The 11,952-nt window shown below is 53.3% G+C and carries 11 protein-coding genes; 7 read left to right on the forward strand and 4 right to left on the reverse strand.

Features of this window, described 5'->3' with window-relative positions; translation table 11 throughout:
- Positions 1-123: 123 nt before the first annotated feature.
- From ACLW56_RS16615 to map, 4 genes are all read right to left on the reverse strand, one after another.
- Positions 124-513, reverse strand: coding sequence for a DUF3461 family protein (locus ACLW56_RS16615; protein ID WP_154159731.1), 390 nt, complete (start codon positions 511-513; stop codon positions 124-126).
- A gap of 111 nt (positions 514-624) precedes the next feature.
- Positions 625-1,449, reverse strand: a complete 825-nt coding sequence (gene dapD / locus ACLW56_RS16620) for a 2,3,4,5-tetrahydropyridine-2,6-dicarboxylate N-succinyltransferase (RefSeq protein WP_330984852.1) — start codon at positions 1,447-1,449, stop codon at positions 625-627.
- Positions 1,450-1,479: 30 nt separating this feature from the next.
- A complete protein-coding gene (glnD, locus tag ACLW56_RS16625; protein ID WP_330984853.1) occupies positions 1,480-4,143 on the reverse strand; it encodes a bifunctional uridylyltransferase/uridylyl-removing protein GlnD in 2,664 nt (887 codons plus the stop codon).
- A gap of 169 nt (positions 4,144-4,312) precedes the next feature.
- Positions 4,313-5,107 carry a type I methionyl aminopeptidase gene (map, locus tag ACLW56_RS16630; RefSeq protein WP_330984854.1) on the reverse strand — a complete coding sequence of 265 codons (795 nt, stop codon included), beginning with the start codon at positions 5,105-5,107 and terminating at the stop codon, positions 4,313-4,315.
- A 324-nt stretch (positions 5,108-5,431) separates the two neighbouring features.
- On the opposite strand from map, the gene rpsB reads away from it, so the two are divergent.
- The 7 genes from rpsB (at position 5,432) to cdsA (ending at position 11,945) form a co-directional block, all read left to right on the forward strand.
- The gene (gene rpsB, locus ACLW56_RS16635; RefSeq protein ID WP_330984855.1) at positions 5,432-6,157 is read left to right on the forward strand and encodes a 30S ribosomal protein S2; all 726 of its coding nucleotides are present in this window, start codon (positions 5,432-5,434) and stop codon (positions 6,155-6,157) included.
- A 118-nt stretch (positions 6,158-6,275) separates the two neighbouring features.
- Positions 6,276-7,127, forward strand: a complete 852-nt coding sequence (tsf, locus tag ACLW56_RS16640) for a translation elongation factor Ts (protein WP_330984856.1) — start codon at positions 6,276-6,278, stop codon at positions 7,125-7,127.
- Between the two features lie 147 nt (positions 7,128-7,274).
- The gene (gene pyrH / locus ACLW56_RS16645) at positions 7,275-8,000 is read left to right on the forward strand and encodes a UMP kinase (RefSeq protein WP_330984857.1); all 726 of its coding nucleotides are present in this window, start codon (positions 7,275-7,277) and stop codon (positions 7,998-8,000) included.
- A gap of 286 nt (positions 8,001-8,286) precedes the next feature.
- Positions 8,287-8,844 carry a ribosome recycling factor gene (gene frr / locus ACLW56_RS16650; RefSeq protein ID WP_330984858.1) on the forward strand — a complete coding sequence of 186 codons (558 nt, stop codon included), beginning with the start codon at positions 8,287-8,289 and terminating at the stop codon, positions 8,842-8,844.
- Between the two features lie 90 nt (positions 8,845-8,934).
- Positions 8,935-10,131, forward strand: a complete 1,197-nt coding sequence (gene ispC / locus ACLW56_RS16655) for a 1-deoxy-D-xylulose-5-phosphate reductoisomerase (protein ID WP_330984859.1) — start codon at positions 8,935-8,937, stop codon at positions 10,129-10,131.
- A 185-nt stretch (positions 10,132-10,316) separates the two neighbouring features.
- Positions 10,317-11,075 (forward strand): (2E,6E)-farnesyl-diphosphate-specific ditrans,polycis-undecaprenyl-diphosphate synthase, encoded by a 759-nt coding sequence (ispU, locus tag ACLW56_RS16660; RefSeq protein WP_330984860.1) that lies wholly within the window; start codon positions 10,317-10,319, stop codon positions 11,073-11,075.
- A 12-nt stretch (positions 11,076-11,087) separates the two neighbouring features.
- The gene (gene cdsA, locus ACLW56_RS16665; protein WP_330984861.1) at positions 11,088-11,945 is read left to right on the forward strand and encodes a phosphatidate cytidylyltransferase; all 858 of its coding nucleotides are present in this window, start codon (positions 11,088-11,090) and stop codon (positions 11,943-11,945) included.
- Positions 11,946-11,952 lie beyond the last annotated feature (7 nt).

The following is an 11,952-nucleotide window of genomic DNA, read 5'->3' on the forward strand; positions in this document are numbered from 1 at the left end:
CGGCGCTACGCTTGCCAGGCCTACAAATTCGATGTGCGACGTAGGCCAGGTGGAGTATAGCCGCCTTGGGATGTAAAAAAGCCGGGAATGACCCGGCCTCACTAGTGCTGAACTGACAGTGCGTTATTTATTGCGGGTCAGTTTTTCCAGATCGGATTCAATCTCGCTGATCTTGTTGGCGACCACGCTTTCCAGATGACGCAGATCGTCGAGGATCTTGCGCTTCAGATCCACCTCGGTACGGTCGCGTTTGCACAGTTGATCCAGTTCGTCGATCACGTAGCGCAGATTAGGGCTGATTTCCTGCACTTCTTTGTAGCCCTGGCCCACACCGTCGGCCACCACGGTTTTACGTTGGCGCGGGTATTTAAACTTCACGCTCTTCGCGAAAAACTCGCCCTTATCCTTATGAAAATAGATTTTCAGGATATCGTTGTTGGCTTCCTGCCGGAGGCTGTAACGATCGATTTCATCAGGATTGGTAATGCCCAAACTTTTCAGATTGTCGTACATAGCGGTATCCTTGGATTAAACATAACCTTTGAATAATTAACGAAAAAATCTATTTTCGCCAGCGGCAGAGATAAAAAAAGCGGGGTGGCCCCCGCTTTTCGTTATAGCTGATTAATCGATGGTGCGGAGCAGTTCGTTGATGCCCACTTTACCGCGGGTTTTGGCGTCCACTTTCTTAACGATAACCGCACAGTACAGGCTGTATTTACCGTCTTTGGACGGCAGGTTGCCGGAAACCACCACGGAACCCGCAGGGACGCGACCGTAGAACACTTCGCCGGTTTCACGATCGTAGATTTTGGTGCTCTGGCCGATGTATACGCCCATGGAGATAACGGAACCCTCTTCAACGATAACGCCTTCCACCACTTCGGAACGCGCGCCAATGAAGCAGTTATCTTCGATGATGGTTGGGTTTGCCTGCAGTGGCTCAAGTACGCCGCCGATGCCCACGCCACCGGAGAGGTGAACGTTTTTACCGATCTGCGCGCAGGACCCTACGGTCGCCCAGGTGTCCACCATCGAACCTTCGTCAACGTAAGCACCAATGTTCACATAAGAGGGCATCAGAACGGTGTTACGGGCGATATATGCGCCCTGACGAACCGCGGCTGGAGGCACGACACGGAAGCCTTCTTTCTGGAAGCGAGCTTCGTCGTAGTCCGCGAATTTCATCGGCACTTTATCGAAGTAGCGGCTTTCCGCGCCGTCGATAACCTGGTTATCGTTGATACGGAAAGAGAGCAGTACCGCTTTCTTCAGCCACTGATGAGTCACCCACTGGCCATCAATCTTCTCTGCAACGCGCAGAGCGCCGGAATCCAGCAGGGCAATAACCTGATTTACCGCTTCACGGGTCACGGTATCCACATTCGCCGGAGTGATGTCGGCGCGGCGCTCAAAAGCGGTCTCAATAACGTTCTGTAACTGCTGCATTGTTAAACTCTTTCCATTAAAAAAAACACACTACCCTTTATCGTTTGGATTGAGGGCCGCTGTCAACCGCTGTTGCACTTCCAGCTGCAGCTCATTATTAAGCGCACGCCGGTCGGCTGTCGCGATTATAAATAAATCTTCTACTCGTTCACCAATTGTCGTAATTCTTGCCCCGTGGAGCGAAATACCGAGGTCAGCGAACACCTGGCCTACCCGAGCTAAAAGTCCTGGCTGATCGAGCGCAATCAGTTCGAGGAAGGATTTTCTGTCCGTGTGCGTCGGCAGGAAATTCACTTCGGTATCGACAGTAAAGTGACGAAGTTTTGCTGGCTGACGACGTGGGGCAGGGGGCTGCCATGAACGCTGAGAAATTGCCTGCTCAAGCCCCTGACGAATGGCTTCGTGTCTGTCGTTGGACAGTGGGCTGCCGTCTGGCTCCAGCACAATAAAGGTGTCCATCGCCATGCCGTCTCGCGTGGTGAAGATTTGCGCGTCATGAACGCTGAGGTTGCGCCTGTCGAGTTCCGCACAGACGGCCGCGAACAGGTAAGGACGATCCGGACTCCAGATGAAAATTTCCGTGCCGCCACGTGTTGCTTGCGGGCTGAGCAGGATCATCGGCTTCTTCAGCTCGTGCTTCAGAAGATGACGGGCATGCCACGCCAGCTGATTTGGCGTGTGGCGCACGAAGTAGTTCGCCCGGCAGCGCGCCCAAATCTGATGTAGCGCTTCTTCATCGATATTGTCCATCCGCAGCAGCGCCAGTGCCTGAAGCTGATGGTGACGGACACGCTCGCGCATATCCGGTGTGCTTTGCATGCCACGGCGCAGCTGTTTTTCAGTGGCGAAATAAAGCTCACGCAACAGGCTTTGCTTCCAGCTGTTCCACAACGTTTCGTTGGTCGCGCAGATATCGGCGACGGTCAGACACACCAAATAGCGCAGGCGGTTTTCCGTTTGCACTTCTTCGGCGAACTGTTTGATGACTTCCGGGTCCTGAATATCACGCCGCTGTGCCGTCACGGACATCAACAGATGGTGGCGCACCAGCCAGGCAACCAGCTGCGTTTCACGGGAGTTCAGACCGTGCAGTTCAGCGAATTTCAGGATGTCCTGTGCGCCAAGAATGGAGTGGTCGCCGCCGCGGCCTTTGGCGATATCGTGGAACAGGGCGGCAATCAGAATCAGTTCAGGATGATTCAGCCGCGGCCACAGTTCGACGCACAACGGGTGGCGCGAGCGCGTCTCTTCTTTGGCGAAACTTTCAAGCTTCAGCAGCACCCGAATGGTGTGCTCATCCACGGTATAAGCGTGGAACAAGTCGAATTGCATCTGGCCGACGATATGCGACCACTGCGGCATATAAGCCCACAGCACGCTGTGGCGGTGCATGGGGAGCAAGCCGCGACTGACCGCGCCTTGATGGCGCAACATGCTCAGAAACAGTTCTCTCGCTTCCGGGATATAGCAAAGCGGTTGGCTGAGATGGCGACGCGCATGGCGCAAATGGCGCAGCGTGGTGGAGTAAATGCCCGTAATGCTGCTGTTACGCACCATGATGTGGAACATGCGCAGAATGGCCTGCGGTTCGCGCATAAACAGTGAGTCGTCTCGCAGGTCGATGAGCGTGCCGCGAAGCTGGAAATCGTCGTCAATGGGACGCGGTTTTTCATCTGCTGTCAGCGCCAGAATAGCTTCATCAAACAGCTGCAACAGCATCTGGTTTAGCTCGCCCACCCGACGCGTGACGCGGTAAAAATCCTTCATCATCTGCTCAACCGGCTCATTGCCTTCGCCGCTGTAGTTCAGGCGCTGGGCCACATTGAGCTGACGGTCGAACAGCAGACGGTTGTCGTAGCGGTTAATTTCCAGATGTAGCGCAAAGCGGATGCGCCACAGCAGGTGCAGACACTCGTTCAGCTCGTTGCGTTCTGCTTCCGTCAAAAAGCCAAAGCCCACCATTTCATCCAGCGAGGTGGCACCGAAATGACGACGAGCGACCCATTGCAGGGTGTGAATGTCGCGCAATCCTCCTGGGCTGCTTTTAATATCCGGTTCGAGGTTATAGCTGGTGCCGTGATAGCGCTGGTGGCGTTCGTTTTGCTCTTCTACCTTGGCGGCGAAGAATTTTTCTGAGGGCCAGAAACCTTCACTGAAAATGTGTTTTTGCAATTCGAGGAACAGGGCAACGTCGCCAATCAGCAGGCGCGATTCGATCAGGTTCGTGGCGACGGTTAAATCTGAAAGGCCTTCGAGAAGACACTCTTCCAGCGTGCGCACGCTATGACCGACTTCAAGTTTGACGTCCCACAACAGCGTGAGTAACTCGCCGATTTTCTGTGCCAGTTCGTCGGGCAGCTTTTTGCGACTCAGGATCAACAGGTCGATGTCAGACAGAGGATGCAATTCGCCGCGACCGTAGCCGCCAACCGCTACCAGCGCTGCGTCTTCGACGTCGCCAAAGCCGTAGTGCAGCCACAGACGTTGAAGCATCTGATCGATAAATTCCGTGCGGGCGGTCATCAGGTCTTCTGCCGAAACACCGCTGTCAAAGGCTTCGCCCAGCCACTGCTGAAACTTGTCGAGATGCGCTTTGATACTGGCGCAGTTCAGCTCTGAGGCTTCCCAACTCACCGGATAAGCCGGCTGAGTTGGCAGAACAGGTAAGGCTGTGTCAGGTAAGGAATTGCTCATCGCGCCACCCATAAGAAAAAACGATTACCTATCAACAAAAAGCCGGCTTGCGCCGGCTATATGTGATGACTGAATGCATCCTGCGATAATCGCCCGGCGGCACTGCGTTTGCACGGGCCTACAGGATGGAACCGTAGGCCCGGTCAGCGTAGCGCCACCGGGCATGAAGTCATTCGTTGTGCGAGATTATCGCCGGGATGGTGTCATCCTTTCTTAGCGTCAGAATTTCGCAGCCGTTATCTGTCACCACAATAGTATGCTCATACTGTGCAGACAAGCTTCTGTCTTTGGTTTTCACCGTCCAGCCGTCTTTCATGGTACGGATGCGGTAGTCGCCAGAGTTGACCATCGGCTCGATGGTGAACGTCATCCCGGCTTGCAGCACCACGCCGCCGTCATCGGCATCATAGTGCAGAACCTGCGGCTCTTCATGGAACACACGGCCAATGCCGTGACCACAATATTCACGTACCACAGAAAAACCTTCAGCTTCCGCGAATTTCTGAATCGCCGCACCAAGGGTACGCAGACGAATGCCAGGTTTGACCATACGCAACGCCAGATACAGGCTTTCCTGAGTCACGCGGCACAGACGCTCGCCCAAAATTGTCGGTTTGCCAACGATAAACATCTTCGAGGTGTCGCCGTGGTATTCATCTTTAATCACGGTCACGTCGATGTTGACGATATCGCCTTCTTTCAGCCGTTTTTCGTCATCCGGGATCCCGTGGCAGACCACTTCGTTAATAGAGATACAGACGGATTTTGGGAAACCGTGATAGCCCAGGCAAGCCGAAACGGCCTGCTGCTTGTTGACGATATACTCGTTACAGATACGGTCAAGCTCGCCAGTGCTGACGCCAGGTTTGACGTGCTCTTCAATCATTTCAAGCACTTCGGCGGCCAGACGGCCAGCGACGCGCATTTTTTCAATTTCTTCAGGGGTTTTAATAGAGATCGCCATGAATTCTGTCCATCGGAGCCGATTTTTTCGGCAATACGGGTGTTAAGTGCTGACAATGGTAACAGCCGCTGCCATCGACTGCCAAATTGAGAATCATTAACAGCATTCAGCGCCAACAACTGTTGGTTTCTCTCTGCGTTTTATGGTATAAAGCGCGCCGAACTTCCATTTCCGTTTTGTGTTGCAAGTCGGAACTGGCAGCGACAAATCTCACTTTGTGTAAATAACACACACGTATCGGCACATACGCCGGGGTGCCCTTCGGGGTCGGTTGTATGGGATACGTGGAGGCATAACCCCAACTTTTATATAGAGGTTTTAAACATGGCAACTGTTTCCATGCGCGATATGCTCAAGGCCGGTGTTCACTTTGGTCACCAGACCCGTTACTGGAACCCGAAAATGAAGCCATTCATCTTCGGCGCGCGTAACAAAGTTCACATCATCAACCTTGAGAAAACTGTACCAATGTTCAACGAAGCTCTGGCTGAACTGAACAAGATCTCTTCTCGCAAAGGTAAAATCCTTTTCGTTGGTACCAAGCGCGCGGCAAGCGAAGCGGTAAAAGACGCTGCTCTGAACTGCGACCAGTTCTTCGTGAACCATCGCTGGTTGGGCGGTATGCTGACTAACTGGAAAACCGTTCGTCAGTCCATCAAACGTCTGAAAGACCTGGAAACTCAGTCTCAGGACGGCACCTTCGACAAGCTGACCAAGAAAGAAGCGCTGATGCGTACTCGTGAGCTTGAGAAACTGGAAAACAGCCTGGGCGGTATCAAAGACATGGGCGGCCTGCCGGACGCACTGTTCGTTATCGATGCTGACCACGAGCACATTGCTATCAAAGAAGCGAATAACCTGGGTATCCCGGTATTCTCTATCGTTGATACCAACTCTGATCCAGATGGTGTTGACTTCGTTATCCCTGGTAACGACGATGCAATCCGTGCTGTGACCCTGTACCTGAATGCCGTTGCTCAGACCGTTCGTGAAGGCCGTTCTCAGGATTTGGCTTCTCAGGCGGAAGAAAGCTTCGTAGAAGCTGAATAATAAGGTTTAAGCCCTTATTAGTACCGAGTATGGATAGGGGCCCTCTTAGCGGCCCCTTTTTCACTTTTATAACCGTTTGGCCCTCTGCCGGGCGGTTCACATTTCCGAGGATTTTAGAATGGCCGAAATTACCGCTTCCCTGGTAAAAGAGCTGCGTGAACGTACTGGCGCAGGCATGATGGATTGCAAAAAAGCCCTGACTGAAGCTAACGGCGACATCGAGCTGGCAATCGAAAACATGCGTAAATCTGGTGCGATCAAAGCCGCTAAGAAAGCAGGCAACGTTGCTGCTGACGGCGTGATCATCACTAAGATCGAAGGCAACTACGGTATCATTCTGGAAGTTAACTGCCAGACTGACTTCGTTGCTAAAGACGGCGGTTTCCAGGCATTTGCTAACAAAGTTCTGGATGCAGCAGTCGCAGGCAAAATCACTGATGTTGAAGTTCTGAAAGCACAGTTCGAAGAAGAGCGTGTTGCCCTGGTGGCTAAAATCGGTGAGAACATCAACATCCGTCGTGTTGCTTCCCTGGAAGGCGATGTTCTGGGTAGCTACCTGCACGGTGCTCGTATCGGTGTTCTGGTTGCAGCAACGGGTGCGAACGAAGAACTGGTTAAGCAGGTTGCCATGCACGTTGCAGCGAGCAAGCCAGAATTCGTTAACCCAGAAGACGTGTCTGCTGAAGTGGTAGAGAAAGAATACCAGGTTCAGCTGGACATCGCGATGCAGTCCGGTAAGCCAAAAGAAATCGCAGAGAAAATGGTTGAAGGCCGCATGAAGAAATTCACCGGCGAAGTTTCTCTGACCGGCCAGCCTTTCGTGATGGAACCAAGCAAAACGGTGGGTCAGTTCCTGAAAGAGCACAACGCGACCGTAACTAACTTCATCCGCTTCGAAGTGGGCGAAGGCATCCAGAAAGTTGAGACTGACTTCGCAGCAGAAGTTGCTGCCATGTCCAAGCAGTCTTAATGATGAAAAAGGAGCCGCCTGAGGGCGGCTTCTTTTTGCTCCCATCTTGTGAAAATCAGTCAGGCTCCGATAGGCTTGCACTGGTTAGCGATGGCATAATCGCTGGAAATAACTCATCTCAAACGTTGACAGTCCCAGGAAAGAAATATGGCTACCAATGCAAAACCCGTCTACAAACGTATTCTGCTGAAACTGAGTGGCGAAGCCCTGCAGGGAACTGAAGGCTTCGGTATCGATGCCAGCATTCTCGATCGTATGGCGCAGGAAATTAAAGAACTGGTCGAACTGGGTATCCAGGTTGGCGTGGTGATTGGTGGTGGTAACCTTTTCCGTGGTGCGGGTCTGGCAAAAGCGGGTATGAACCGCGTTGTGGGCGACCACATGGGCATGCTGGCAACAGTCATGAACGGCCTGGCGATGCGCGATGCGCTCCACCGCGCCTATGTGAACGCCCGCCTGATGTCCGCTATTCCTCTCAATGGCGTGTGCGATAACTACAGCTGGGCGGAAGCTATCAGCCTGCTGCGCAATAACCGCGTGGTTATCCTTTCTGCAGGTACCGGCAATCCTTTCTTCACGACCGATTCTGCAGCTTGCCTGCGCGGTATTGAAATTGAAGCCGACGTAGTGCTGAAAGCGACCAAGGTGGATGGCGTGTTTACTGCCGATCCAGCCAAAGATCCTGCTGCCACCATGTACGATCAGCTGACCTATGCAGAAGTGCTCGATAAAGAACTGAAAGTAATGGATTTGGCTGCGTTTACGCTGGCTCGTGACCACAAACTGCCGATTCGCGTGTTCAATATGAACAAAGCGGGTGCGCTGCGTCGTGTGGTGATGGGTGAGAAAGAAGGCACCCTGATTACGGAATAATTTCCGTCAGTTATACACTTCATCCTTCACGCTGGCTCTGCGTTGGCTGCCTTCCCGAACCCCAGTCACTTACTCAAGTAAGCTCCTGGGGATTCGCTCAGTGGCCGCCTTGATCCAACGTGAATGATTTTGTGTATAAATAAGGGTAAGATTCCGCTTTATCATTGCGATGCTTACCTCGCTGCCCTTTCGGCGGCAAGAATTATACGGGCTATACTTAGCACACTCGCAACCTGGCGGGCGTGCTGTATGGTCAGCCTGAGACAAGATTTCAAGGATTCGTAACGTGATTAACGATATCAGAAAAGATGCTGAAGTACGCATGGACAAGTGCGTTGAGTCATTCAAAACCCAGATCAGCAAAATCCGTACTGGTCGCGCTTCGCCAAGCCTGCTGGACGGCATCATTGTCGAGTACTACGGCACGCCAACTCCGCTGCGTCAGCTGGCAAGCGTGACTGTAGAAGATTCCCGTACCCTGAAAATCAACGTGTTCGATCGCTCTATGAGCCCGGCTGTTGAGAAAGCGATCATGGCCTCTGATCTGGGCCTGAACCCAAGCTCTGCGGGCGCGGACATCCGTGTTCCACTGCCAGCGCTGACTGAAGAACGCCGTAAGGATCTGACCAAGATCGTTCGCGGTGAAGCTGAGCAGGCGCGTGTTGCTGTGCGTAACGTTCGTCGTGACGCCAACGATAAAGTGAAAGCGCTGCTGAAAGAGAAAGAGATCAGTGAAGATGACGATCGTCGTTCTCAGGACGACGTACAGAAGCTGACCGACGCGGCCATCAAGAAAGTGGACGCGGCGCTGGCAGACAAAGAAGCGGAACTGATGCAGTTCTGATTTCTGACGTTATCTGATGAACGCCGTTCAGGAAACCTTCGGTTTTGCTGGCGGCGTTTTGCTTTCCAGACATTCTCTTTCGGATTTTTCATGAAGCATTTAACCGTTCTGGGCTCGACGGGCTCTATCGGCTGCAGCACGCTGGACGTGGTGCGCCATAATCGCGATCTTTTTTCTGTCACTGCGCTGGTGGCGGGTAAAAATGTGGAACGCATGGTCGAGCAGTGCCTGGAGTTCACTCCGCAGTATGCGGTGATGGACGATGCGCAAAGCGCGGCGGCCCTGGTTGTGGCGTTACGCCAGCACGGAAGCCAGACGGAAGTGCTGAGTGGACAACAGGCCGCCTGTGACGTAGCCGCGCTTGATGATGTCGATCAGGTGATGGCGGCGATTGTCGGCGCGGCAGGGTTGATGCCGACGCTGGCGGCTATCCGCGCTGGAAAAACCATTCTGCTGGCTAACAAAGAGTCGCTCGTCACCTGCGGACGTCTGTTTATGGATGCGGTGAAAGAGAGTGGGGCGCGGCTGTTACCGGTCGACAGCGAACATAATGCGATTTTTCAGAGTTTACCGGAAACAATCCAACATCAGCTGGGTTACGCTGACCTTGGGCAGAATGGCGTTTCGTCGATTCTGCTTACCGGGTCTGGTGGCCCGTTTAGAGAAACGCCATTGTCTGAACTGCGTGATATGACGCCGGATCAGGCCTGTCGTCATCCGAACTGGTCGATGGGACGTAAAATCTCTGTCGACTCCGCCACCATGATGAACAAAGGTCTGGAATACATTGAAGCGCGCTGGCTGTTTAATGCCTCGGTGCAGCAAATGGAAGTGATCATTCATCCGCAGTCGGTTATCCACTCAATGGTGCGTTATCTGGACGGCAGCGTGCTGGCGCAACTGGGCGAACCGGACATGCGTACGCCCATTGCGCATACCATGGCGTGGCCAAATCGCGTCGAATCAGGCGTGAAGCCTCTCGACTTCTGGGCGTTGAGCGATCTGTCCTTTGCGCAGCCAGATTATGAGCGTTATCCCTGCCTGAAGCTGGCAATGGATGCCTCGGATCAGGGTCAGGCCGCGACCACGGCGTTAAACGCAGCGAATGAAGTCAGCGTTGAAGCATTTCTGGCATCCCGTATCCGTTTCACGGATATTGCCGTCGTTAACCGGGCAGTGCTTGATGGCTTAACGCTACGTGAGCCGCAGAGTGTGGATGACGTCCTGGAAGTCGATTTGCAAGCCAGAAATGCGGCAAACCAGCAGGTGACGCGCCTTGCAAGCTGATGATTATCCGTCCATCGGGTGCGGCTACATTTGTTAGCGCTGGGCTTCAGTGTTATAGTCTGCGCCACCGTATACGCTGTAACGACAAAGCGTTATCGGCTGAGCCGTGGTTTAGCACGGCTTTTTTGCGCTGAGCGTCTGTATTCCGGTACTGCTAATTCCTTTGCATGGACTAATAACGCGTTATGTTGTCTGCTAATCAATCAATCAGCGAAAACCTGCCCGCCCACGGCTGTCATCATGTGGCCATTATCATGGACGGCAACGGTCGCTGGGCGAAGAGACAAGGCAAGATCCGAGCCTTCGGTCACAAAGCCGGGGCGAAATCGGTGCGTCGTGCCGTCTCTTTTGCGGCAAATAACGGGATTGAAGCGTTAACGCTTTACGCCTTCAGCAGTGAAAACTGGAATCGACCAGAGCAGGAAGTCAGCGCGCTGATGGAACTGTTTGTCTGGGCGCTCGACAGCGAAGTGAAAAGCCTGCACAGACACAACGTGCGCTTACGTATTATTGGTGATACCGGCCGGTTTAATGCCCGCTTACAAGAACGTATTCGCAAGGCGGAAGCGCTGACCCAAAATAATACCGGGCTGACGTTGAATATCGCCGCGAATTATGGCGGGCGCTGGGATATCATTCAGGGAGTTCAGCATCTGGCTGCACAGGTTCAGGAAGGGCAACTTCGTCCTGAAGAGATCACAGAAGCGCTGCTGAGTCAGCAAATCTGCATGCACGAACTGGCTCCCGTAGATTTGGTTATTAGGACAGGGGGAGAGCATCGCATCAGTAACTTTCTGCTTTGGCAAATTGCCTATGCCGAACTTTACTTTACAGATGTTCTTTGGCCCGATTTCGATGAACAAGACTTTGAAGGTGCGCTGCATGCCTTTGCCAATCGAGAGCGTCGTTTCGGCGGCACCGAGCCTGGTGGCGACAAAGCCTGATGGGGGTAGCTCTTGCTGAAGTATCGCCTGATTTCTGCTTTTGTTTTAATTCCCGTTGTGATTGCGGCACTGTTTTTGTTGCCGCCGGTAGGGTTTGCCATTGTCACCCTGGTGGTGTGCATGCTGGCCGCCTGGGAATGGGGTCAACTAAGCGGTTTAAAATCCCGCTCACAGCGGGTATGGCTGGCGGTGCTTTGCGGTTTGATTCTCGCCGCGATGCTCTTTTGGCTTCCTGAATATCATCACAACGTGCATCAGCCGCTGGTTGAAGGCTCACTTTGGGCTTCTTTGGCCTGGTGGATTGCCGCCTTGCTGCTGGTGCTGTTTTATCCTGGGTCCGCGTCTTTGTGGCGCAACTCAAAAACACTGCGTCTGGTGTTTGGCCTGCTGACCATCATCCCTTTTTTCTGGGGCATGCTGGCACTGCGTGCGTGGCACTATGACGATAATCACTACAGTGGCGCAATCTGGCTGCTCTACATCATGATTCTGGTGTGGGGAGCAGACTCCGGCGCCTACATGTTCGGTAAACTGTTCGGTAAACATAAACTGGCACCGAAAGTTTCACCGGGCAAAACCTGGCAAGGGTTTATCGGCGGGTTACTGACGGCAGCCGTGATTTCGGGTGTTTATGGCCTGTGGGCTAACCTGGATGTCGCACCGTTAACGTTGCTGGTTTGCTCGCTGGTCGCTGCGTTGGCGTCTGTGCTGGGTGATTTAACCGAAAGCATGTTTAAGCGTGAGGCCGGTATCAAGGACAGTGGGAATTTAATTCCTGGCCATGGCGGCATTCTGGATCGCATCGATAGCCTGACGGCGGCGGTACCGGTCTTTGCCTGCCTGTTACTTTTAGTCTTCAGGACTCTCTGACGGAAGG

It is taken from the genome of Pantoea sp. sgz302252, from assembly GCF_047713085.1.
Taxonomy (GTDB): domain Bacteria; phylum Pseudomonadota; class Gammaproteobacteria; order Enterobacterales; family Enterobacteriaceae; genus Scandinavium.